The following is a 22,995-nucleotide window of genomic DNA, read 5'->3' as shown; positions in this document are numbered from 1 at the left end:
AGGGGGGCAGGCAAAGGCGGCGGGCAAAACAGGGGCGGTCTGCCCACAGCAGACAGGCGGGGCCCCGGCATCGCTGCGCCGGTAGGAATGGATTCATGACTACCGAAGCGCCCACCGATACCGGCTACCGTGACCTGTTGACAGACAGGCTCTTCCGACAGCGAACCATTCTGCTCACCGGCGAGGTCAACGACGCCATGGCCGAACGTGTGTGTTCGGAACTGGTACTACTCGCCACCACCGACCCCAAGCGCGACATCGTGCTCTACATCAATTCGCCCGGCGGATCGGTGTTTGCCGGTCTGGCCATCTACGACACGATGAAGCTCATCCCCAACGACGTCGTGACGGTCGCGATGGGCTTCGCCGCCAGCATGGGCCAGGTGCTTCTCTGCTCCGGTACCCACGGCAAGCGAATCAGCCTGGCGCACAGCCGCATCATGATGCACCAACCTTCGGCAGGTATCGGTGGCACTGCGGTGGACATTGCGATCCAGGCCGAGAGCCTCGAGCTGATGAAGCGTCAATCGCAGGAAATTCTCGCCACCGAAACGGGCCGGACCGTCGAGGAGATCGAGACCGACAGCGATCGGGATCGTTGGTTCACCGCCGAACAGGCGCGCGAGTACGGGATCGTCGACCGCGTCGTGACGTCCTTCGCCGAGATCGCACCGCAAGCCACCTTCCCCAAGATCGGATTGTGACGTCATGTCCCAGTACACGATTCCCAGTGTCATCGAGCGAACACCAACGGGTGAGCGGTCTTTCGACATCTTCAGCAGGCTGCTCAACGAACGCATCGTCTTTCTCGGCACAGAGATCGACGACGGCGTCGCCAACGTCGTGATGGCTCAGATGCTGCATCTGCAGGCCGACAACCTGGATCGCGAAATCGGTTTGTACATCAACTCTCCCGGCGGTTCCACCACGGCGATGCTCGCGATCTACGACACCATGCAGTTCTTGAAACCGACGATTTCCACGTACTGCATGGGCCAAGCCGCGTCGGCTGCTGCAGTGCTTCTCGCCGCCGGCACTCCGGGCCATCGGCATGTTCTTGCCCATTCGCGGGTGCTGCTGCATCAACCGTCGACGCAAGGTAGCGGCACCATCTCGGACCTCGCGCTTCAAGCAGCCGAGATCCTGAGAATCCGGGAGCAGACCGAGGCGATTCTGAGTAAGCACACCGGTCAGAGCGTCGAGCGGCTCCGTAAGGACACCGATCGCGACAGGATCTTCACTGCCGACGACGCTATCTCCTACGGACTTGCCGACACCCTCATCGAAGGGAACTGACTACGCCGCCATCAGGACGGGACCCGAGATCGGTGCGGGAGAATGCCCGAAGGTGAGGGAGTTGAGCGCAACGATCCTGTTGCCCGCTCGGAACAGCAGGTGCTCGAGCGGCATCCCGAGCGCTTCGCAGATGGCGCGCAGAATTTCCGACGACGGTTCCTTCTTGCCTCGTTCGATCTCGGAGAGGTACTGCTTCGACATCCCGACCTTTGCGGCGACGTCGTCGAGAGTTCGATCCTGATCGCGTCGGACCTCCCTCAACACTCGTCCGTAGGCTTCACGAATCAGTGGGGGTTTGCGGACGGCGACAGCCGGATCGGGGAGTTCCGACTCACCCTTGACCAGGACTAATCTCCGCGATGCCTCCATAGGCCGAGTATTCCAGCCGACCGGTTCGCACACCACCCGGTTCACCGAGGGCTGATAACCCTCAACTTGTCTGGACACCGCCGGCAAGGAACATCGCTCGAAGAACGAAGGCCGCCTCGGGCCCGATGATCTCGCCGACCAGGCTCGTGTAGCGGTCGACGAACTCGGGCCCGTGGGAAGCCTCGTCGGAGGCTGGGTCGCCCAGGTGGTGCGCGAGTTCGTGCAGGACGACGAATTCTCGCAGTGCCCACCGGCCGTCACGGTCGTCTGGAACGGCGATGACGTCGTTCGAATAGTGGGCGGCGGCATTACCGGCGCGGGACCGTACGGACACCGAAACGGCTGCGCGAGGCCAGGTCTCGCGAACCCAGTTCAGTCCGAGTAGCTGATCGCAGTACGCCTGGACCGACTCCACGGAACCGAATTTGCGCTCGACCGGCAGGGTGATGGTGGAACCCATGACCTCGACGCTCCGAAGCCCGCGTTCGTCGGCGCGATCGAACATGGTGCGTACCAACGTCTCTGCCTCGTAGACGGCGCTCCGCTGCTTATCCCTCACGAGTCGAGCTGCCCGCGCACCCCGCCGATCTCCGGAGGGTTCCCTAGACGAACTGTGTGCAAATAGAGCTCGATTTTGCTGAGATCGACTCCGATTCCTTTCGCCAGGGCCTGTAGTTCTGGAGACGGCTCGCTTCGAGAGCATCTGTGCCACGGCCGCTGCCCATCGCCGCCCCCCAGCGCGGACGATGGGGTGCCAACGATCGACAATCTGAACAACCGCCACTGTGGCTGTGTGCTCTGGGCGACGGCGATAACAGCACCTTCGCGGAGGAATGCGCATGTTGACTCCGAGCCGTCGACCAGAACTGCGCACGATCCGTCGATGATGGTGGCGATTTGCGCGGCGACTCGAACCGTTGCCTCCCGGTCCGTCGACGCGCGCCAGACACCCTTGACGCGCTCGACGGAAAAGCCCGCCGCGTCCAACGCGGCATGCACTTTTGCGAGGGGATCGTCCACTGATAATTGGGCCAGGACGATCACAGCCTCGACGTCGGATGGGCCGACCACCTGTGCATAGATCTCTTCGGAGGACCGTAGATAGTCCTCGACGAATTCCATTTCGGCTACCGCGGCGAAGATCCCAACTTCGGCCCAAACGGTTTGCAACAGAATGTCGTCCTGTGTGCCTCCCCACAAATCCGTATTCTGCGCAAGCAGAGCCAGGCCGATGGCAATCAAGGAGGCGACATACTGTTCGGCCTTGTCGACGCTCTCCACATGTTGGTCAGGCTTGACCAGGGCGAGTAGGACCTCAGCCAACCCGGCGCGCCACGACGGATCTTCCCCCCACACGCCGGCGGCCAGCAGGTTGTAGTGCATGACCGCCACCAGCATGCGGAGTTCCAGCGGGGGCGCTGGCTCCGCGGAGACTGCGAGCCGCATGCGGCGGGCGTTCTGACGCCAAAGTTGGTGCAGGGCAGGATCGATGTGCGGTGCGTAGCCCGACTCGGGACGGTCCTCTTCCGGTTCGAACTCCTCGGCATCCTCGTCCTCAATGATGTCGAGACCCGGATCTTCAAGGTCCACTGACCACCGGGTGGGCTCGGCGGTCTCGCGCTTGAGCACGCCAGGCAAGACCAATCCGGTCAATGAGGGGCCGAGCCTCCGCTCTGTGCTCGTGAGCCAGTTGCCCCATCTGTCATCCTGGTTCGCGGTTGAGAGACGCGGGCCGGTCGCCTGAGTCCGGCCCCCGGGACTGCGCTGATCGGCCAGCACCCGGAGCAGCCTGTTCAGGTCGCGATCGAAGATCCGGGCAAGTTCAGCATCAGAGAACAGTTCCTCGTAGGTGTATTCGCGGGCGAGCCGTGGGCCCGCCGGTTCGGTGCTGCGCGATAGGCAGCGGGTGCTGTCGGTCAGGAACACAACTGGGGTGACGTGCCGTCCGTCCGCGGATTCGACAACTGCGCGGATGGCCTCGCCGAATGTCGGCGGCGCGCTGAACGAGACATGGACTGGGCCTGGGCGCTCTGGTTGGTGGATGTGGAACACCCGCCAGTCCCCGGGTGCGCCGGTGGCACTGGCCTCGATGGAAATGGGCGCGACCCCGGTGGAAAGCAGCTCCACCCCGATCAGATCTTGCTGGCGGCGGGCACCGAGGATGGTCACGGGAACGGCGGGCTTCGGTCGCTGCTCGGCGGCGGGAATCGTCGAGAGGACGCGCAGGTTTGCCGGGGAGATGGGGGCACCATCCGGCATCAGGGTGTGCGGGGCGGGGTACATGGCCGCGAGCTCGCAGTTGCCGCCGGCCTGCGTGGCCTTGAGCATCGCGGCTCTTGTGATGTTGGCGCTGCCGACCAACGCGGTCACTCGGCCGTCCGAGGTCCACTCCACGAGCTTCCCGTGGCGCAGACGATTCTCGTCGAGCAGGCGGAACTCTGCAGTCGGCAGTTCCGAGATCGCCTCGACCAGGCCCTCGCCGTGGAATTGCGACCACCGCGGCTGCACCGCCACCACCGCCCGCTGCGGCCGGAGCTTGTCGATCAATGAATTGACGGCGGCGGAGGCGGGGTCGAAGAACGGGGCATACATGCGCAATACGTCGGTGGGCCCCAGCGGGAGTTGCGAGATGAGCGGCCGGTCGAGATTGCCGAGGATGCGCAGATCCGGCAGTGATCCGTCCAAATCCTCGGGCACGATCATCGCTGCCACCTCGAGGACAGTCTCAGCGATCCACGAGGGCATGCTCACCGCGGCGGGTAGACCGCTCAACCAGTCGGACAGCTCGAGCAGCGCGGGCGGCCCCTGCTTGAGTCCGGATCGGAGCACCAGCCACAACTCGTCGTTGTGTCCCCATCCGGAGGTGGTCGGGTTGCCGGATCCGATGGCGGCCCACACCTCCTCCTCCCCTACCATCAGTACGAGTTTGGGGTGGAAGGCACCGCTGCAACTGGCATTACCGTGCTGGTAGGTCCGTCCCGCGTGGCGGATCTCGATAGCGTCATGGACGGAGTGGTGGGGATCGGACAGCACAGTGATGCGCGCGCCCAGTGCGCGAGCCGGGCCGATGAGGTGCCTTTCGAGAAACGCCAGGTCCAGGGTGAATCCGGTGATCAGCACCTCCCGCAATCGCGCATTGCCTTCCTCCATCCACCGTGTCAGCAGCGTCAGCGGTGAGTGGAACTCGATCCTGGCCCCCGTCATCGCGGCAGATTCAAGAGGGCGTGGCTGAGATCGGTAGTCCGGATGGACTCGTCGTCCAGGTCGAATAGGCCGATCTGTGAGGCGACGATGCCCAACTGGGCGGCCCGCAGGCCCACATTTCCAGAGCCCTCGGAGCCCGTCGCGAAGTACCGGCCGTTCATCTCGTGCAGCTTGGTGCGAAGCACCATCCGGCCTCCGCTGGCGGACAGCTTCCGTAGCGAGACCCGGTGGGCTTGCGCGAGCATGTCGTCAACCAGGGCGCATGCAAAATCCGCCAGCGGCCGGTCGTAGAATTCTCCCCGCCGTCTGGCCACCCACGAGGGGTCCAGAATCTGACCACGCGAGGATGCCCTGTTCCCGACAAAGGCACTTAGCGTGAGCCCCGACAGCTGCTCGACGCGTAGCGAGCCGAACAGCAGTATCGCCAGGTTCCGTTCAATTCGATCCAGCAAGTCCCAGACCTCCTGTTCCGCCGGAGCGGGAGAGCCATGGCGGTCGAGGACGTCCGGGCAGCTGGTCAGGAACTCCCGCACGGACTCGCCGCTGATCCCCGCCCGCATCCAGTCATGCAGTTCATCCCGCGAGACCGGTTCCCCCGCCGTGCTGACCGCCTCGACCAGCGCGGACCACAGACTGCGCCAGGCGCCTACCGAATAGTGCCGCAGAATGGCGCCCCGCCAGGCCTCGGCCCGCTCGATCTCCTGGGAGAAGACGGGATCTGCTGTGAGATCCCCACCGTAGACGACGGCGTCCGTGAGCATTCGCTGCCACGAAGTCTCGTCACCGCGGCGCTGGACAGCGCGCCCCATGATGCGGAGCGTCGAGCGGCGCGTGCCGTCATTGGGTGCCCAAGCGTCGGGATCATGGGTGCCACCCGCCGTCGCGGTGAGCACATCACGCAGCGGGGCCAGGTCTGGATCGTCGAGGGATATCCGGGTTAGAGGCTCCACCTCGGCGAGATCAGCCTCCGTGACCGGTCTCTCCCCCACGATGTCGAGCAGCGGGCGAAACATCGCTCGAATTGCCGGAGGGCACGACCGTGATCCCGACCGCAAGGCATCCCGGTCTGTCGAGACGATACCGAGAACCACGGCGGGGCCCCGATACTGCGACCAAAAGCCCCATGCCCGTGGCGAATACGAGTAGTCGCCGAGTTCGGTGAGTCTCGCGACGTCTCCGGCTGCGACGATCTTGGCGACGCGGTCAGCGCCGTGTGACGTGCGCCCGGCTGCGGAGTCCTCGTCTGCAGCAGAGGACAGTGAGGCCCAGGCCACAGCCACCTCGGCGCGGCGTAGCGCCGTTCGACATTGCGTCCGATCCCACTCACATTCCTCGGCGTATGCCGCGAGGGCCCAATACAGCGAGAAGTATCGGGCCTTCTCGGTCAGCGTGGACAGCCCAGGCACCAGCGTGTCCACCATGTTCAGCACGAAGGCCTCGACGCCGAGCGGGTATCGGCCGCCGCGGTAATCCAACCCGGGGGCGCACCATTCCGGCCCCTCCACCACTGCCGACACCGCGTCCCTCTCGCTCAAGACTTGAACTCCGTCGTCGACTGGACGCCACCATCAATCTCGGCGCCGGAGCCTTCCAACTCGACGGTCTCGCCGCCGGTATCAGTGCCGACTTGGCAGTACGCCATCGAAAACAACTTTCCGCTGAGTTTCTGCACGGGATCCGGCGACTTGAGGATCGGTGATGACAAGCCTGCGGAGGACTCGATCGCTCTGATCGGGGCCCTCAGGTTCACAATGCTCCAGATGAGATTGGCGTGGGTGTTGCCATAGATACAGGCCCTTCGAGTTCGGAATGTGGTCTCACACTATCCGTGGCCAATGACAACACCGTGGAATGGCAAATGATCAAACGGTGTTTGCGTGATCAGGTCAACTTGAGGGCACTAGCAGCGCCAGCTGAACTTGAAGTCGCTCTATTCCGTTGTCTTCATAAATGGGTTGCTGAGGCAACGCGCTCCGGTCGGAAGCCTGTACTGAGTCACGAGCGCCTGCATCGCTACTTCAGCTCGCACTAGCAGTGACGCTTCGCTAGGCGCGAACTGCAGTTTGTGACCAATACGGGCGAATCAATGAATCGAATCCATCTCTTCTGCGTGATTAAGCGTGGCTAAGAAGGATATCTATAGGCAGGCTCCATTGGCCGAGGACGCGCACGGCTACAGCGGCGTGCTGAATGTATTGAGGAGCGCCTTTGCTGGCACCGACACTTTCATACGTGATAATCGGACAGTGACCACGACTCCCCGAAACTTGCATCACGCACAGGGACGTTCGCTCGTTGTCGATCCAGTGCGGCAATCCCTGACGAAAACAAGGAGCGATCTCTCGTGAAGGCATCCTCCGGGCCTGGAGGACCGCCGACTGGCCCCGTCCCAGTAGGGCCTACAGCTGCACAATCAGAGGAGTTCGCTCGCACCAACAAACGTCTAGCAGTCCATGACTACCTTCCAAGAACATTTCACGACGGGTCCGCAGTTGCGGCTAAATGTGAGTGGAGTTCGCACGTCGCGGTAAACCTCGCCCCGGAGGAGGGTGGCGCTCTCGCGTGGATACTGATTGACACGATTATGAAGGCCCGCTTTGGTCCCGCCACTCAACTACACGACACATGGCGCCAGCACACATTGGCTGGCACCAAGATCCCACCACTGTCGAATCCCATCATCGCGTCGTTCATCGAGCCGGTCTTCGGATTACCCCAGGCACAAAGAAACGAGGACCACCTACACGGCCATGTTGGCGAGTGGCTCTGGCACCTGTTGACGAAAGACAACTCCGCCGTACGAGTGCAACTTGACCCGAAGGGCGATGTTACTGACGCCGGAGCAGACGGTTTTTCGATTTACGAAACGAGCACTGGCGACCTTCGGTTTCGGCTCTGGGAGAGCAAGAAGAACACGGGTACTGCGTCGCTGTCCACGAGTCTGAACAAAGCGTATGAGCAGCTTGCCGTGAGCGGCCAGCGATACGTCGGCAAGATTGTCGGCACGTACGGACAGGCCTCGAGCGACACCTCCGATGAAGTAATGGCTCTGGTCACGAGCCTCCCCGCGGCATGGCTTCAAGGTGACGAACTCGTCGGCGCTGGTGTAACGATCTCGACGCACAAGCCGTTACCCACGATGCCATTTAAGAAAATGGCGGTGAAGCTACCTTTGCTCAGCAAGCCGGGCCAACTCCGCGGCCTTGCCACCAGCATTGATTCCTATATCGAGATCGCGAACCTGGTGAGGAGATACGCGTGGACCGCGCTCTAGCCGCAGACCACATCGCGGGCGCGTTCGGTGAACTACACCTCAGCGAGCTCCCCACCGTCGACGAGTTGACCGCCCTCCTCGCCGAACTTGAGATCGAACTTGTCCGAGGACTCACCGAGACAGGATTCCGCGCGGACGTCTCACCGTTGCGACGTTCCGCTTGGTATCTACATGGGATCGCCTCGACGGCCGACATCTCGCGGTACCCAGTCGAACAACGTCGCCGTGCCTTTGCCGTCAGTGCTCACGTCCTTGACCTCCTCATGGAGGACCCCACAGAGACGAGCCAAGTCCACCGGGCTACAGCCTCGCTGCGCAGGTCGGATACCACCGCGCAGAAGAGAGTCCGAACGCTGGTGCTATCCATCGCAAGATCCGGGATGCCCTGAACCAGCCAGTCGAGTTCACGGACGGCGCGGACGTCGCCTTACACGCTGGGATTCTCTTTCTCGGCCTCGACATGACAGCGCTGAACCGGCAGCTACGCACTTGGGCGAATGCCGCCGCTGCGTTAACCCGCGGCGCTCAACTCGACAACCTTGACGGGACCATGTTCGGTCCGACGCACCGGCTACTACGCGGTATTGCGGATTTAGCCAGATACTTACGTGAAGGCGATGCCGATGCGCTCGAAGCTGCTCGCGGCCACTTGCTGCGCGTTGTCCGCAACGAGGTTGGTCTCAGCGACGTGGATACCCGCTGGGTTGCTGGACACCTACTAGCGTTGGCAGACGGCATCAGCGAGAGCAGCATCTGGGCCGTGCTTCCCCTAGACGTTCCCCCAGCCGTAAAGCAGGCGTTCACGCTAAGTCGGCAGCCGGTCCTGACGCTCTGGCCGCCGCAGCGCGCCCTCATCGCCCACCCGACCATGAGCCCGCTGAACCAGATGACATCAAGACTTCTCGTATCGGTCCCGACCAGCGCTGGAAAGACACTTCTCGCGCAGATGATCATCTGTGCGCACACGGCGCAAGACGACCGGGGTGTCTGTTACGTGACGCCGCTCCGCAGCCTTGGCCGGGAGATGCGCCAGACGCTCAAGTCCCGACTGAGCTACCTGGACCGGCAACTCGGCGCAGACCTTCCAGACGGCTTCGGTACCCAGCATTCCGACGGCACCGACCAAGAGGACGCAAACGGGGTCTCCGGCCAACTGCCTCACGTCGAAGTGATGACGCCCGAGCGACTCATGAACGCGCTGCGGCAGTCGCCGCAGGAGACCCTGAGCCGGTTCAGCCTATTCATCATCGACGAAGCGCACCTGATCGCTCAATCAGGGGGTCGCGGACTGCTCCTCGAAGGGCTGTTGACCCTACTGGACGCCAGCGGCGCACGTCTGATGTTGCTCTCCGGTGTCATGGGCAACGCCGCTTCCCTTGCTGCATGGACTTCGGCTGGACAGGGAGAGGTGCTGTTCACTCATGAATGGCGCGCGCCACGGCGGCTACACATCCTCGCTACCACAGACAAGATCGAGGAGAGCAGAACAGTCGTCGCAGGTAGTCGTGGCGCGCAAGACAAAACACGGTACGACCTGCGTGCTCACCTCGCGGTCCGCCCGACACGCGCAACTGAGCAGCACCTGGTCACCAGCAATGACACTCCAATCGGTCATCTCGTCATCGGTGCAGACAACAAGCGCAAAGCTGGGAAGGGCACAATACATCGCCCGCGTACGAGACGACGGCCAGGATGGCCACGCTGCTGCTTCGGGCAGGCAGCCTACTAATGGTGGTCTCTCAACGCCCCATCGCACGCAACGCTGCCAAGGTCATGGCAGCTGAGTTGGAAGACGACCCACGCTCGCAGGGCCTGGCTGATTCTCTGGCCGCGCGGCTCGGTTTCAACCACCCTCTGATCGACTGTGTCCGCAAAGGCGTCGCCTACCACCACGCCGGGCTGCCCGTGGAAGTGCAGGAAGCCGTCGAAGACGCGATCCGCAGCGAAACGATCAAGGCCGTAGTTGCGACGAGCACTCTCACCGACGGTGTCAATCTTCCGGTCCGAACAGTCGTGATCGCGACAACCGAGTACGACGGACAAGACCCCGGTCAACGCATGTCCGCCGCGCAGCTACTCAATGCCGTCGGACGCGCCGGTCGCGCGGGCAAAGAGTCCGAGGGCTGGATTGTGCTCGCACTGCAGAAGACACTGGAAGGCGCCGACTTCGACCGATTGACGCCCGCACCGAGCGACCTAGAAGTGCGTTCGAGCCTGACCCACGACACTGCCCTTACTGCACTCGCCGAGGCAGAAGAATTGATGGCTCAGACGCAAGACGCGATTCTGCAACTCCCTCCGGACCGTGCGAGCGGAGGGTTCGTCAACTACGTCTGGTTCATTCTTCACGCACTGGATCACGTCCCCGCCCTCAGCAATACCCGCACGTGGCGAGATGTCGTCACGCGACTGTTCGCGTTCACCCAGTTACCCGACGACCTGAAGGCACGGTGGTTAAGAATCGCCGATGTAGTCGCCGACCGTTACGCACAGACACCCCCAGCTTCCCGCCGCCGATGGGCGCAGGCGGGGACGAGCCTGGGATCAGCAGAGGCGATCGAGGCCATCGCTTCGGCTCTCGCCGACCAAGTGCAACTCCTCGATGGCTTCGACGAACTGACGCTCGAACAGACTCTCGACATCCTTACTAAGCAAGACGTGTACACCAAGCTGCTGCAATTGCCGGAGCGGGGGAATTGCTGGAGGTTTCGAGTTTCGCCAGAAGGGGCTCTTACAGAGGTTGCCACCGACGCAGTCGTTCGTGACTGGATCGCCGGTGGTGAACTCACTGACCTCGCCGACACCCACCTGGCCGAGGTAGCGGACCCAGCGTTCCGACTTGAACAAATGGTCGACGCAATTAGCGAGGGGATGCAGCACTATCTGTCGTGGACTGTCGGTCTTGTCATCGCTCAAGCGAACGACATCCTGCTATCACGTTTAAGCTTGGTTCAGCTGTGCACGGGTACCGCAGCCCACCTTCGATATGGCGTCGACACCCCCACCGCAATAGATCTACTAATACGGGACGTCAAGTCCCGGAGCCTGGCCCGCAACATAGGCAAGATCGCACAAGAACGCGACTTGGATGAGGAGGGCTTGTGTGCTCATCTGAGCGAACAGCATATTCGCGGTTGGCGCGATGACCTCCGGGCGACGCCAACGGACATACTCGACCTGCTGCAGTACGTACAAGGCAGAGGCCGGCACAAGCTTGGCGAGATGATGGCGACTGGGTCCTCCACTGCGGAAGTTCGTCTCGCAAGTAGCGGCCCTGTTGGGGGGTCGGACGCTGAGGCCGTTCCCGTGATGGTCGTTGCCTCGACAGACGACGACGAGATTCAGCTCTTGACTGAGGATCGTGCGTTTCCTGGTGTCATCGTCGCGCGCGATCATGCGGGCGTCGCGGCAGTTCTCGACAGCGGCCTGCTGCTCGACTTCAGCCTTGAGAACGCAACGGTGACTATGAAGCGCGCAGCGACAGGTCAACTCCTTTTCTCCTAGCTAGTCGAGGGTCTGTGACGCGTGCGCAAGACGCCTACACGGAACCGAATTTGCGCTCGACCGGCAACGTGATGGTGGAACCCATGACCTCGACGCTCCGAAGCCCGCGCTCGTCGGCGCGATCGAACATGGTGCGCACCAACGTCTCTGCCTCGTAGACGGCGCTCCGCTGCGTATCCCTCACGAGTCGAGCTGCCCGCGCACCCCGCCGATCTCCGGAAGGTTCCCCAGACGTGCGGAGCGCGCCGCCCGATCACCCGCTCGTCGAGCATGCGAGGAATGCCCGGCGCTCGCGCGGCCACCGCCCCGCCACGTCCCACGCGCTTTGGAGTTGGACGAGTAGTAGTCCTCGAGCTCGATTTCCTTGTTACGCAGCACGAGTGCAGTTTCCGAAGACGACGTGGCAGATTCTGCGATCGCCGCCTTCTCCGTCTCCTGCTTCGTCTCGGCCAACCGAGCGCCGATGCGAGACGCGTACGCCATCTGGAAGTTCAGGCGCGCCGTCACTCCGGCCACCGGCTTGCGGACCTGCGTGCTGACGCGTCGTCGTCCACGAGTTTCGACGACTGTCCGCACGGACGTTTCGCCGCGGTACGCCCCGGAGCGCACGTAGGCGTCGGAGTCACGCACCATCTGGAAGAGCAGGCTCGAGTACAGGGCTTCGCACACGTCGATGTCGCCGGCGAAGCCGTAGGCGTAGATGACGGCCGACGTCTGCGCGATGTCGCATTGCACGTCGTTTGCAGCGGCGATGGCGATGAACAACTGGGCGTACGTTCGCAGCCCGCGCTTACCCGGTTCGCCGATGGTGATGAGCCGTTGAGTGGGTGTCGCACGTTTCTCCGAAGACGCGGTGTGCGCACGCGCGACCGCCAGGTCGATCGCCGAACCGGTGGCCAACCGCTGCGCGGCGGCCATGAAGGCTTCACCTTCGTGTGGATTGTCGGTGGACTCCGCTTGGCGAAGCAACGCACCGATGCGGGTCAGCATCTTCTCCGAACTCACCGTGAAAGACTACGCTCGCGCGCCGACACGGACGTTTATGCTGCTAGCGCACACGCTCACCCTCAACTTGGATCGTCCGGCACGTTCCTGCCGGTAGAAGGGATCAACCCCGTCATGGCTTCAGTGACTTTCGAGAGCACCACCTGCCTGTTCCCCGGATCGAGCACGCCGGCAGTGGACAAGCTCGACCTCGAGATCGAGGACGGCGAGTTCCTCGTCCTCGTCGGACCCTCCGGCTGCGGAAAGTCGACCACCCTGCGCATGCTCGCCGGGCTCGAAGACGTCCACAGCGGACGCATCCTCATCGGCGACCGAGACGTCACCGGTCAGGAACCGAAAGAGCGCGACATCGCGATGGTCTTCCAGAACTACGCTCTGTACCCGCACATGTCGGTGGCCGAGAACATGGGTTTTGCGCTCAAGCTCGCCGGAACCAACAAGACGGAGATCCGCGCCCGCGTCGAAGAGGTCGCGAAGATGCTCGACCTCGAGCCGTACCTCGATCGCAAGCCAAAAGCACTGTCCGGTGGTCAGCGTCAGCGAGTGGCGATGGGCCGCGCCATCGTCCGCCAGCCGCAGGTCTTCCTCATGGACGAGCCGCTGTCGAACCTCGACGCGAAACTCCGTGTGCAGACGCGTACGCAGATCGCTCAGCTGCAGCGACGCCTCGCGACGACGATGGTCTACGTGACCCACGACCAGGTCGAGGCGATGACGATGGGTGACCGTGTCGCAGTCCTCGAAAAGGGAATCCTGCAGCAGTGCGCCTCGCCGCGCGAGCTGTACAACAAGCCGAAGAACGTCTTCGTCGCCGGCTTCATGGGTTCACCCGCGATGAACCTCTTCACCCTCCCCGTCGTCGACGGCGGCGTCGCATTCGGCGACGGGATCGTTCCGGTTCCGCGCGAGACGATGAACGTCGTCGTCGAAACCGAGGTCGTTCTGGGTATTCGCCCCGAGCACCTCGAGATCGCCGCCGAAGGCCTGCCGATGGAGGTCGACGTCGTCGAAGAACTCGGTTCCGACGCCTACGTCTACGGACGCACCACGATCGGTGGACGGTTGCAGCAGATCGTTTCGCGTGGTGACTGGCGCAATCCGCCGCAGAAGGGCGAGCGCGTCAACCTGCGTGTCGACCCCGAGAAGGTGCACATTTTTGCCACCACCGACGGGCGTCGCCTGGGTTAGGTGGACCTGTCAAACGACACATGACCGATTCAGGTTCGGCGTAATACCCACAAGTACGGGTGTCTCGTGCCACAGTAGGGGCCGATGCCGGGAGCCGGCACCCATGGCGCATGCCGTGAGCCGGCTCTCGGTGACCGTCTATTTGTCATACACATACGGGGAGCGAATCCATGGTTCTGAACTCGAAGGCGATGCGCCGCGCTGCAATTGCAGCCACGGCAGCGTCCATGCTGGTACTGGCAGGCTGCTCGTCCGATTCGGACAAGGACAGCGGAACCAGCACCACGGCCGCATCCGGGGGATCGTCCTCGAGCGAAGGCCGCGGACCCATCACGATCGTCGAGGGGCAGGATGCCCTGAACGAGGCGCTCGAAAACATCATCACCGACTGGAATGCGGAGCATCCGGACGAGAAGGTCACGCTCAAGCCGCTGGCCAAGGAAGCCAACGCGCAGGTCGACGACATCACCCAGCGCATGCAGGCCAAGAGCGACGAGTACGACCTCATCGGCGTCGACGTCGTGAACACCGCGCAGTTCGCTGCAAACGGCTGGCTGCTGCCGCTCGAGGGTGACCTCGCGATCGACGAGTCCGGCCTCCTGCCGTCGACCGTCGCTTCGGGCACCTACAACGGCAAGCTCTACGCAGCGCCGAAGAACACCAACGCCGCGTTCCTGTACTACCGCAAGGACCTCGTCGAGAAGGCTCCCACCACGTGGGCCGAGCTCAAGGAAAACTGCCCGAAGGCTGTCGAAGCCGGCATCTCCTGCTACATCGGTCAGTTCAAGAACTACGAGGGCCTGACGGTCAACACCACCGAGATCACCAACGCTTTCGACGGCCCGTGGGTCGGCCCGGACGGACTCACCCCGGCCATCGACGACAAGACGAAGGCAGGCGTTCAGTCGATCGTCGACAACTTCGCCGACAACACCATCCCGCAGGAAGCACTGACCTACTCCGAGGGCGAGTCGCAGACCGCGTTCGGTGACGGCAAGGCACTCTTCATGCGCACGTGGTCCGGCTTCTCGGTCGACGGTGAGAAGACCTCGGTTGCCGGCAAGTACGGCTACACCGTTCTTCCGGGTGTCGACGGACCGGGTGCTTCGACGGTCGGCGGCTACAACGTCGGCATCAGCGCGTACTCGGACGCACCGGCCACGGCTCGTGACTTCCTCGAGTTCATGCAGACCAAGAAGTCGCAGACGTACTTCACCGAGGTCGGCGGCGCCCCCGTCCTCTCGGCTGTCTACGACGACCCGGCAGTGCTCGCTCAGTTCCCGTACTTCGCGACCCTGAAGGAAGCACTCGCTACCGCTCAGCCGCGCCCCGTCACGCCGTACTACACGCAGGTGTCGAAGTCGATCTCCGACAACACCTACGCTGCTATTCGCGGCGAGAAGACCGTCGAGCAGGCCTTGGCGGACACCAAGGCCGGCATCGAAACCGCCGGTAACTGATCTACCAGGAGCAATAAGCAATGGCAGAACCGCAGGATCCTTCCGCGGCTGTGCCTACCAACCCCACGGTCGGGGCCGGTTCAACCGGTCCCGACCGTTCGGGCGTTGGTGGGAGACACCGTGCACCGGAACCGCTAGAAGAGCCGTCGGCATCCGAGGCAGCAGGGACATCCCTGACCAAGGTTCTGCCTGACCTTGCAGCTACTCCACCCCCACCGACCTCGCCCCCGCCTGCGTCGGCCGACAAGCCGAAGAAGCGTCGACGAGTTCCGGTGTGGGCGTTCGTCGCACCGTCGCTGATCGTTCTCGCCGTCATCATTCTGTATCCGCTCGGACGAGCGATCTGGATGTCGATGCACAGCGACGGCAAGAAACTCGATCCCGAGACCGGCATGTTCGTCACCGGTCAGTTCACGTGGTTCGACAACTACAAGAACTGGATCACCGAGTCCTGCAACACCGCCAACGGTTCGATTCCCTGCCCGCCCGGCACACTCGGATCGCAGTTCTGGCAGTCGATCGGAAACACGTTCGGCTTCACCGTCGTCACCGTCCTGCTCGAGACGGTGATCGGTCTGTCGATGGCGCTGATCATGGCCAAGACGTTCCGCGGACGCGGTTTGCTCCGCGCTTCCGTGCTGATTCCCTGGGCCATCCCCACCGCCGTCACCGCGAAGCTGTGGTTCTTCATCTTCGCCAACGACGGCATCGCCAACAAGATCCTCGGCACCAACATCCTGTGGACGGCCGATCCCTGGCCGGCGCGATTCGCGATCGTCGTCGCCGACGTCTGGAAGACGGCGCCGTTCATGGCGTTGCTGATACTCGCGGGTCTGCAGATGATTCCCGCCGACGTCTACGAGGCCGCCAAGGTCGACGGTGCGACGGCGTGGCAGCGGTTCCGCATGATCACGCTTCCACTGGTCAAGCCCGCACTCATGGTGGCGGTGCTCTTCCGCACGATGGACGCGCTGCGCATGTACGACCTGCCCGCGATCATGATGGGATCCAATCCGGCCACCTCCACCATCTCGGTTCTGGTGGTCGATCAGATGCGCGTCGGCGCCAATTCGGCGTCGGCACTGTCCACCATCACGTTCCTCATCATCTTCGCTGTGGCCTTCATCCTGGTCCGATTCCTCGGAGCCAATGCGGTCAGCACGCAGGAAAAGCAGCGGAAGGGGGAGCCGGTATGAACAAGGCACTACGCGGCAAGATCGGCACCTACATCGGCGTCGTACTGATCATCGTGTGGGGACTCGCTCCTTGCTACTGGATGATCGTGACGGCGCTGCGCGACCCGGCGGACACGTTCTCGACGTCGCTGTGGCCCACCAATCTCACGCTGTCCAACTTCACGGCGGCGCTCGATCCCGATGCCAAGGTGAACTTCACCCGGGCACTGATGAACAGCCTCATCATCGCGGGTGCGACCACGCTGATCGCCTTGGTCATCGGTGTGTTCACGGCGTACGCGCTCTCGCGTTTCGATTTCCGTGGCAAATACTTCGTCACCGGAATCATCCTCGGCGCGTCCATGTTTCCGGTCGTCGCCCTCGTGACTCCTCTGTTCCAGTTGTTCACCGACATCGGCTGGATCGGCAGCTACAAAGCGCTGATCATCCCGAACATCTCGTTCGTGCTGCCGCTGACGGTCTACACGCTGACGTCGTTCTTCTCCGAACTTCCGTGGGAGCTCGAAGAAGCGGCGCGTATCGACGGCGCCACCCGTGGCCAGGCCTTCCGCCTGATCATGCTGCCGCTCGCCGCGCCGGCCCTGTTCACCACCGCGATCCTCGCCTTCATCGCAACGGTCAACGAGTACCTGCTCTCGCTCCAACTCTCGAGTGACAAGACCGCGCCCGTCACGGTGGCGATGGCCAAGTTCTCCGGAACCGACCCATTCGTCACGCCGTACACCTCGATCATGGCCGGCGGAACCCTGGTGATGATCCCGCTGGTCATCATGGTTCTCATCTTCCAGCGACGCATCATCGCCGGTCTGACCGCAGGCGGCGTCAAGTCGTGACGCGGGCCGCACGGTTTCGATGAGGCGGGCTTCGCGCGCCCAGCGCATGGAGCTGATCGCCGGCTTCATCTCGGTCTTCGCCCTCATGGCGTTGATCGGCGCTGTGGTTGCGATAGTCAAGGGTGACCCCGGCGTGATGCCGTCTTTGGTGCTGCTCGGTTGCGTCGTCGCTCTCGGGCTGGCGTTCCGCGGATATCGGAACGCGGTCCGAGCAGAACGTCGCGAGTAGCCAGCCCGGTAGGGTGACATTTCGGTATCGCAGTTGCCGGGAGTTATCTGATCGAGATATCACCCTGGTGGAATGGTGCCGGTAAGTCCGGATCCACGACCGGGAGTGTTGAGTGAGTCCATCGAACAGATCGAGTGCGACGGGTGGCGATCAGTCGTCGGCTCGATCGGGCAAGTCGGCTAATTCCCCACGGTCGAACAAGTCGGCCAAGCCGGCAAAGAAGCAGCGCTCCAAGTGGCGGTACGTCCGGCGGACCATCTACGTTCTCGTACTCCTGATGATCATCGTGCCTGCGTCGGTTTTTGCTGTCGCGTACAGCCGGACCGACGTCCCGCGCCCCTCGGACATGCAGACCAATCAGGTGTCCACCATCTACATGGCCGACGGTACGACCGTGCTCGGCAAAGTGGTGCCGCCAGAAGGAAACCGGACCGAGGTCGCGTTGTCGGCCATCCCGATTCACGTCCGCGATTCCGTGCTCTCGGCGGAGGATCGCAACTTCTACACCAACCCCGGATTCTCGATCTCCGGATTTGCTCGCGCTGCCCGCGACAACGTGATGGGCAAGGAAAGCGCCGGCGGTGGCTCGACGATCACTCAGCAATACGTGAAGAACGTCTTGGTCGGCGACAAGCGCAGTATCGACCGGAAGCTGCGTGAGCTTGTCATCTCCGCCAAGATGGCGCGCGAGTGGTCCAAGGACGACATTCTTGCCGCGTACCTCAACACCATCTACTTCGGTCGCGGTGCGTACGGCATCGCCGCCGCGTCGAACGCGTACTTCGACAAGCCGGTCAGTGAGCTGAGCGTCGAGGAAGGCGCAGTTCTCGCATCCGTCATCCAGAGCCCGTCGTTCCTGGACCCCGAGACCAATCTGTCCGCGCTGCAAGCGCGCTGGGATTACGTTCTCAACGGCATGGTGGATCTGGGCAGCCTGACCAAGACGGATCGCGACGCCATGCAGTTCCCGGCTGTCGCCCCCGCCAATCGGCCGACCGATCTGAACCAGGCGCCCGGACCCGAAGGCCACATCAAGACCCAGGTACTCAAGGAACTGGCCGAGGCTGGGATCAGCGATCAGACGCTGAACACCGCTGGTCTGCAGATCACGACGACCATCGACCCGGTCGCGCAGGAAGCTGCGCTGAACGCCGTCAAGCGGAATCTCGAGGGCGAGCCGGAAGACCTGCGAACCGCAGTCGTGTCCATCGACCCCAAGACCGGTGGCGTCGACGCCTATTACGGCGGTGACGACGGAGCCGGCTTCGACTATGCCCAGGCGCCGCTGCAGACCGGTTCAGCGTTCAAGGTCTTCGGCCTGGTCGCAGCATTGATGGAAGATATTCCGCTGTCCGCGCGGTTCGACAGTTCACCGCTCACGATCAACGGTGTGACGATCGGAAACGTCGGTGGCGAATCCTGTGGTCGATGCACGATCGCCGAGGCACTCAAGCGCTCGCTGAACACCAGCTTCTACCGGTTGATGCTCTCGATGGAGAACGGTCCCCAGAAGATCGCCGACGCCGCCCACCTGGCCGGAATCCCCGAACACATTCCAGGGCTCGACTACCCGACGCTCACCCAGGAGGGTGGCCCGCCGGAGAACGGAATCGTGCTCGGCCAGTATCAGTCTCGCGTTATCGACATGGCCTCCGCGTACGCGACGCTCGCTAACTCCGGCGTGTACCAGCAGCCGCACTTCATCCAGAAGGTCGTGACGGCCGAAGGTGAAGTCCTGCTCGATCGTCCGGTCTCGCCTGGTGAGCGTCGTCTTGATGCGGCCGTCGCGGACAACGTCACGCAGGCGATGCTGCCGATCGCGTCGTACTCGAACGGTCACGCGCTTGCCGGTGGACGCCCGTCCGCTGCCAAGACCGGCACCGCGCAGCTGGGTGACACCGGGCAGAACAAGGATGCGTGGATGGTCGGTTACACGCCGTCGCTGTCCACCGCGGTCTGGATCGGAACTTCCGACGCGCAGGCCATCACCAACTCCTACGGCGGCTTGATCTACGGCTCCGGAGTGCCTGCCGACATCTGGAAGAGCACGATGGACGGCGCGCTGAAGGGATCCGACTGGGAGAGCTTCCCGTGGCCGGATCCCATCGGCGGGCAGGCCGGCGTTCCCGCGAACTCCGGCGTGACCTCGGGCGACGGGACGGGTACGCCCACAACGGGCGCGGCCGCTCCCCCAGCGCCCATCGAGGTGCCTGGCTTGCCGCCGATCGAAGTGCCGCCGCTCCCCCAGTTGCCGCGTCAGATCGAGATCCTGCCTGGCATCGTCATCCCACTACCGGGCTGACAGGCAGCGCCCGATTTCCGGCCCTCAGGTCTGATCGTCGAAGAGGCCGAGCTGGGTCGGCGCTGCATCTTTGGCGGGCAGTACAACGACGCGCAGCCCGCGCCTGAGGTTGCGGATCGCGTGCGTCCACGCGCGCTTCTCGCCCGCACACAGGTCGGTGTCGTCGTCCTTGCGACGGATGGACTCGGTCAACGCCTCGTGCCAGGCCGTCTCCTGCTCCTGGCTGATCCGCAGGTAGTCGAGAATGGTGTCGCGGTCGTGCTCACAGATCACGGCAACCTCTTCGGCGCTGAGCTCACCCGTTCCGTCGGCGTCGAGTTCGAGGAGCGCCATGAGCGCCGGAGGAAATTCGTGGCACTCGTGTGACTCGTATTCGGCACCGGGATCGTCGTGCTCGGAGGCCATCCCGTCGTTGAAGGCGGTGTCTCCGGTAGCGCGAATGGGTTGCCCGCCCAGTTCTTCGGCGAGTTCGTCCGATGCTTCGGCCAATTCCGCGAACGAGCGCAGAGCCCGCAGCAGATGCTCGGCGACGAAGGGTGCACCGTCCACGCGGACCACGCCCAGCACACTCTGCTCGACGAGAATGAGTTTGATGGTCGGCCACTGCCGATTGAGCTGGGCGAGAACAACAGCAGCGTTCTCGAGGTTCTCGACCGAATGCACGACCCGCGAGAACACCTCCACGTACTCGTCGTCCTCGAGGACACGAACATAGGTGACCTGCTCACCGCGGACCAGCGGGATGTCGCCGTCGTCGTCACGCTTGGGCGGATGACCGAGAAGGCGTTCGACGGCTCCGTCGACCAGGATCCGCAGCATGTCTCCCGAACCCGAGGGAGCGTGCGACGGCGTCGTGGCGAACGCCGGCGTCGACTCGCGTCCACTGGTGCTGGCACGCAGGAACGACGGGTGCGCAATGCTCCACATCTCGCGGAAGACGCGGAGCACCTTTGTCACCAGTTCCTCGGGACGAGCGCGGTCGACGTCGATGTAGAAGGACATGGACCCGTTGCCCTCGGGCTCGTGCTCGCACAGATCGGGAGCGTTGAACCCCATGTCGAGCAGTGCGGAGTGATCTTCCGGTTCGAGCATCCGCAGTGGATGCAGAAACCTGTTGGAAGGGACTTCACAGCGCACGGAGGTCTGATTCCACGCGAAGAACTGGATGCACGCGGGTGCGTCCGCCAGTTCGTCCATGCTGTCGTAATGCGACTCCACCACGAGGGTGTCGTCGTCCTCCATCACGGAGATGTAACGAGCGAGATGAGTCTCGAAAGTAGTCCAGGCACTCAGGATTTCCAGATCGAAAGTATTGTCCGACATCGCCGCTCCTCTGGTCCGGGGGCGCATGGGGCCCTGCCGACGACTCGCCGAAACCCCTGCTTTTCAAACCCCGCCTACGACGGTAGTCCTGGGGTCCGACAGTGAGGATGTTCGTCGGATCCGAAGTGACCGTCTTCTGAAGATGTGTTGCGGTCACCCCAGTACGCCGCGGACGACACGATTCCGCAGTTGGTAAAGCGAATTCGCACAGACGTGTGGAAGCGGCTGCTGCGCAGGTTTGCCAGCGTTGCCTCGTATAGCCGTCTGGTCTCGGCGGTTTTCGCTTACATTGCGGTTGTCGTGTCCGCTGCAGGCAGCCGTCCTGATGATCCAACCTCTCGCGTTGGTGATCGAGTGACTCGTGACCACCGGCCGGCGACCGAAGGATTACTTATCCAAGAAGGTCCGAACGAAGGGCGGCCGCCGAAGCGGGCTCAGCCATTTTGCTTCGTATTCGGCGCGGTGGTCAGGGAGTCGTCGGCTCTCAGAAGGCAAAAGCCGATTGCGGATACGAGATTTGGGAGGAGTCGCGGGTTCGTACTCGACGCAACCGGCCTGCCCGGATCTACTGCCGCCCCGCATGCTGACAGCAAACTACTCTCATGGCTTTCAACAGTCCGAGCGGTGGGAGGAACAAGGATGACGAGAAACGGAGCCAATCAAAGTCTCCGGAAGTTGCGGGGCGCTATTGAACACGATGAGGCGGGCCTCCCAGCAGCTTGAAATGAGTGTGGTAATGCAAAACTAGTGGCTTCGCAACGTCGCGGTTGTCAATCACTGTCGTAACCCTGGCTGGCAATCTCCACTGCACGCGCTGTGACGTACCTGGGGAAGTCCGGGTGCCCGAAGATCGCGGCAAGTTTTCCGTCGGTACCCACCTTTTGTGTAATCAACGCGGCAATCGCTTCCGGACTCGGCCAGAAGTGACCTGACTTAATTTGGTTGACGATTACGCCTTCTTTGCCCGCTACCGAGGATCGTCGCGACTGAAATTCCCTCTCGCTCAGGTTGAGTGAGTCCAGGATGCCCCGAATGAGGACCTTTGCCGACGCGCCGCCCTCGACGTGTTCCAGTGGGACAGATGCCGGCAGAATCCACCAATAGACCTTCCGCCCCCCGACATGACCGACGATTCGCCGCTCACTCAGCTTGTTCAACGTGTTTGTTTGGATTCGGCTATTTCGTATCGGCGCGGGAACTGAGGTGCCAAAACTTCGATACGAGCGTTCGACACTCGTGTCCTTGGTCGCAGCGATAATATGCCCTGGAGGCAAGACCTCGACGAGAGAACGCAGCGCAACCGAAAAGTGAACATCGGCTACGTCTAACGCGGTCAAGACCTCTTCCTTGGTCTGCAACTCCAAACGCTGCCTAAGTTGACTTGGTGGAACCAAGATGCGTCGAGCAAAGAGATGCGCCTCAGACTCAGTTCGGGGAAGCTCAAACCCGTCCTGTTCGGAGTTCGATTCGCCGCCTTCCTTGCAAAAAGTCAATCCCGAATGCCAACTCAACTCCAAGTGTCCGAGTTCGTGGGCAATCGTGTAGCGAAGTCGACGGCGTTGATGGTCTGCGAGATTGGTGGGGTTGCCAATCCGCGAAACATTGAGGGCGATATGCGGTCGATCGAGTCGTGGTTCACCAACCAGACCGAACAAGATTGCGTCAAGGTCGTCGGGAATGTGCACGTATGCCACGTCAGCATACGTGTTGCACAGGGCATGGATGTCGAATCCGACATCCAAACCATGGTTTATGACCATCTTCTCAGCTGCGAGCTCAACACCCCGCATATTTGGCCCTTGTGAGGCCTTA

At 62.6% G+C, this 22,995-nt stretch carries 20 protein-coding genes and 1 pseudogene; 12 read left to right on the top strand and 9 right to left on the bottom strand.

Features of this window, described 5'->3' with window-relative positions:
- The first annotated feature begins 95 nt into the window (after positions 1–95).
- The gene (locus DBV08_RS18830) at positions 96–704 is read left to right on the top strand and encodes a ClpP family protease (RefSeq protein ID WP_054187251.1); all 609 of its coding nucleotides are present in this window, start codon (positions 96–98) and stop codon (positions 702–704) included.
- A 4-nt stretch (positions 705–708) separates the two neighbouring features.
- The gene (locus DBV08_RS18825; protein WP_124568467.1) at positions 709–1,296 is read left to right on the top strand and encodes an ATP-dependent Clp protease proteolytic subunit; all 588 of its coding nucleotides are present in this window, start codon (positions 709–711) and stop codon (positions 1,294–1,296) included.
- Here the strand turns inward: DBV08_RS18825 and DBV08_RS18820 are convergent, their stop codons facing one another.
- From DBV08_RS18820 to DBV08_RS18800, 5 genes are all read right to left on the bottom strand, one after another.
- Entirely contained in the window at positions 1,297–1,665 is a 369-nt protein-coding gene (locus DBV08_RS18820; RefSeq protein WP_054187250.1) for a helix-turn-helix domain-containing protein, read from the bottom strand.
- 61 nt (positions 1,666–1,726) lie between these two features.
- Positions 1,727–2,224: a TIGR04338 family metallohydrolase gene (locus DBV08_RS18815; protein WP_124568466.1), complete on the bottom strand. Its 498-nt coding sequence runs from the start codon at positions 2,222–2,224 to the stop codon at positions 1,727–1,729.
- Positions 2,221–4,869: a hypothetical protein gene (locus DBV08_RS18810; RefSeq protein ID WP_124568465.1), complete on the bottom strand. Its 2,649-nt coding sequence runs from the start codon at positions 4,867–4,869 to the stop codon at positions 2,221–2,223. Before DBV08_RS18810 ends, DBV08_RS18815 begins: the two co-directional genes overlap by 4 nt.
- Positions 4,866–6,404 (bottom strand): hypothetical protein, encoded by a 1,539-nt coding sequence (locus DBV08_RS18805; protein ID WP_083471156.1) that lies wholly within the window; start codon positions 6,402–6,404, stop codon positions 4,866–4,868. The genes DBV08_RS18810 and DBV08_RS18805 overlap by 4 nt, the downstream gene beginning before the upstream one ends.
- Positions 6,401–6,619, bottom strand: coding sequence for a hypothetical protein (locus DBV08_RS18800; protein WP_124568464.1), 219 nt, complete (start codon positions 6,617–6,619; stop codon positions 6,401–6,403). Before DBV08_RS18800 ends, DBV08_RS18805 begins: the two co-directional genes overlap by 4 nt.
- Before the next feature lie 834 nt (positions 6,620–7,453).
- Here DBV08_RS18800 and DBV08_RS18795 point away from each other — a divergent pair.
- The 4 genes from DBV08_RS18795 to DBV08_RS18780 all read left to right on the top strand — a co-directional run bounded on the left by DBV08_RS18795 (position 7,454) and on the right by DBV08_RS18780 (position 11,647).
- Entirely contained in the window at positions 7,454–8,143 is a 690-nt protein-coding gene (locus DBV08_RS18795; protein WP_124568463.1) for a hypothetical protein, read from the top strand.
- A complete protein-coding gene (locus DBV08_RS18790; RefSeq protein ID WP_124568462.1) occupies positions 8,128–8,532 on the top strand; it encodes a hypothetical protein in 405 nt (134 codons plus the stop codon). Before DBV08_RS18795 ends, DBV08_RS18790 begins: the two co-directional genes overlap by 16 nt.
- 71 nt (positions 8,533–8,603) lie before the next feature.
- Positions 8,604–9,872: a DEAD/DEAH box helicase gene (locus DBV08_RS18785; protein WP_124568461.1), complete on the top strand. Its 1,269-nt coding sequence runs from the start codon at positions 8,604–8,606 to the stop codon at positions 9,870–9,872.
- A 2-nt stretch (positions 9,873–9,874) separates the two neighbouring features.
- Positions 9,875–11,647: a helicase-related protein gene (locus DBV08_RS18780; RefSeq protein ID WP_185564747.1), complete on the top strand. Its 1,773-nt coding sequence runs from the start codon at positions 9,875–9,877 to the stop codon at positions 11,645–11,647.
- A gap of 37 nt (positions 11,648–11,684) precedes the next feature.
- Here DBV08_RS18780 and DBV08_RS18775 read toward each other — a convergent pair.
- Both DBV08_RS18775 and DBV08_RS18770 read right to left on the bottom strand, forming a co-directional pair.
- Positions 11,685–11,831, bottom strand: a pseudogene (locus DBV08_RS18775) (TIGR04338 family metallohydrolase); the annotation flags it as partial.
- Positions 11,828–12,652, bottom strand: a complete 825-nt coding sequence (locus DBV08_RS18770) for a DUF2786 domain-containing protein (RefSeq protein ID WP_124568459.1) — start codon at positions 12,650–12,652, stop codon at positions 11,828–11,830. The gene DBV08_RS18770 and the pseudogene DBV08_RS18775, both read right to left, overlap by 4 nt.
- Before the next feature lie 114 nt (positions 12,653–12,766).
- On the opposite strand from DBV08_RS18770, the gene DBV08_RS18765 reads away from it, so the two are divergent.
- The 6 genes from DBV08_RS18765 to DBV08_RS18740 all read left to right on the top strand — a co-directional run bounded on the left by DBV08_RS18765 (position 12,767) and on the right by DBV08_RS18740 (position 19,860).
- Entirely contained in the window at positions 12,767–13,840 is a 1,074-nt protein-coding gene (locus DBV08_RS18765) for an ABC transporter ATP-binding protein (RefSeq protein WP_124568458.1), read from the top strand.
- A 170-nt stretch (positions 13,841–14,010) separates the two neighbouring features.
- Positions 14,011–15,300, top strand: coding sequence for an ABC transporter substrate-binding protein (locus DBV08_RS18760; RefSeq protein ID WP_003946022.1), 1,290 nt, complete (start codon positions 14,011–14,013; stop codon positions 15,298–15,300).
- 20 nt (positions 15,301–15,320) lie between these two features.
- The gene (locus DBV08_RS18755; protein ID WP_185564744.1) at positions 15,321–16,496 is read left to right on the top strand and encodes a carbohydrate ABC transporter permease; all 1,176 of its coding nucleotides are present in this window, start codon (positions 15,321–15,323) and stop codon (positions 16,494–16,496) included.
- Positions 16,493–17,329, top strand: a complete 837-nt coding sequence (locus tag DBV08_RS18750) for a carbohydrate ABC transporter permease (RefSeq protein WP_019746113.1) — start codon at positions 16,493–16,495, stop codon at positions 17,327–17,329. Before DBV08_RS18755 ends, DBV08_RS18750 begins: the two co-directional genes overlap by 4 nt.
- Before the next feature lie 19 nt (positions 17,330–17,348).
- Positions 17,349–17,558 (top strand): hypothetical protein, encoded by a 210-nt coding sequence (locus tag DBV08_RS18745; RefSeq protein ID WP_019746112.1) that lies wholly within the window; start codon positions 17,349–17,351, stop codon positions 17,556–17,558.
- Between the two features lie 112 nt (positions 17,559–17,670).
- On the top strand, positions 17,671–19,860 hold the full coding sequence (locus DBV08_RS18740) for a transglycosylase domain-containing protein (protein ID WP_124568457.1): 2,190 nt from the start codon (positions 17,671–17,673) through the stop codon (positions 19,858–19,860).
- Positions 19,861–19,884: 24 nt separating this feature from the next.
- Here DBV08_RS18740 and DBV08_RS18735 read toward each other — a convergent pair whose 3' ends face one another.
- Both DBV08_RS18735 and DBV08_RS18730 read right to left on the bottom strand, forming a co-directional pair.
- Positions 19,885–21,183 (bottom strand): T3SS (YopN, CesT) and YbjN peptide-binding chaperone 1, encoded by a 1,299-nt coding sequence (locus DBV08_RS18735; protein WP_124568456.1) that lies wholly within the window; start codon positions 21,181–21,183, stop codon positions 19,885–19,887.
- A 770-nt stretch (positions 21,184–21,953) separates the two neighbouring features.
- Positions 21,954–22,973, bottom strand: a complete 1,020-nt coding sequence (locus tag DBV08_RS18730; RefSeq protein ID WP_124568455.1) for an ImmA/IrrE family metallo-endopeptidase — start codon at positions 22,971–22,973, stop codon at positions 21,954–21,956.
- Positions 22,974–22,995 lie beyond the last annotated feature (22 nt).

The sequence above is a fragment of the Rhodococcus sp. KBW08 genome (assembly GCF_003852455.1).
GTDB lineage: Bacteria > Actinomycetota > Actinomycetes > Mycobacteriales > Mycobacteriaceae > Rhodococcus_F > Rhodococcus_F baikonurensis.
Note: the sequence above shows the minus strand (reverse complement) of the source record. Positions and strands in the feature narration are given on the sequence as shown.

What these genes read in the sequence shown, in the direction of transcription:
- DBV08_RS18830 (WP_054187251.1), top strand. Translation starts at nt 96, where the DNA reads ATGACTACCGAAGCGCCCACCGATACCGGCTACCGTGACCTGTTGACA.
- DBV08_RS18825 (WP_124568467.1), top strand. Translation starts at nt 709, where the DNA reads ATGTCCCAGTACACGATTCCCAGTGTCATCGAGCGAACACCAACGGGT.
- DBV08_RS18820 (WP_054187250.1), bottom strand. Translation starts at nt 1,665, where the DNA reads ATGGAGGCATCGCGGAGATTAGTCCTGGTCAAGGGTGAGTCGGAACTC.
- DBV08_RS18810 (WP_124568465.1), bottom strand. Translation starts at nt 4,869, where the DNA reads ATGACGGGGGCCAGGATCGAGTTCCACTCACCGCTGACGCTGCTGACA.
- DBV08_RS18795 (WP_124568463.1), top strand. Translation starts at nt 7,454, where the DNA reads ATGAAGGCCCGCTTTGGTCCCGCCACTCAACTACACGACACATGGCGC.
- DBV08_RS18785 (WP_124568461.1), top strand. Translation starts at nt 8,604, where the DNA reads ATGACAGCGCTGAACCGGCAGCTACGCACTTGGGCGAATGCCGCCGCT.
- DBV08_RS18765 (WP_124568458.1), top strand. Translation starts at nt 12,767, where the DNA reads ATGGCTTCAGTGACTTTCGAGAGCACCACCTGCCTGTTCCCCGGATCG.
- DBV08_RS18760 (WP_003946022.1), top strand. Translation starts at nt 14,011, where the DNA reads ATGGTTCTGAACTCGAAGGCGATGCGCCGCGCTGCAATTGCAGCCACG.
- DBV08_RS18755 (WP_185564744.1), top strand. Translation starts at nt 15,321, where the DNA reads ATGGCAGAACCGCAGGATCCTTCCGCGGCTGTGCCTACCAACCCCACG.
- DBV08_RS18750 (WP_019746113.1), top strand. Translation starts at nt 16,493, where the DNA reads ATGAACAAGGCACTACGCGGCAAGATCGGCACCTACATCGGCGTCGTA.
- DBV08_RS18745 (WP_019746112.1), top strand. Translation starts at nt 17,349, where the DNA reads ATGAGGCGGGCTTCGCGCGCCCAGCGCATGGAGCTGATCGCCGGCTTC.
- DBV08_RS18735 (WP_124568456.1), bottom strand. Translation starts at nt 21,183, where the DNA reads ATGTCGGACAATACTTTCGATCTGGAAATCCTGAGTGCCTGGACTACT.
- DBV08_RS18730 (WP_124568455.1), bottom strand. Translation starts at nt 22,973, where the DNA reads ATGCGGGGTGTTGAGCTCGCAGCTGAGAAGATGGTCATAAACCATGGT.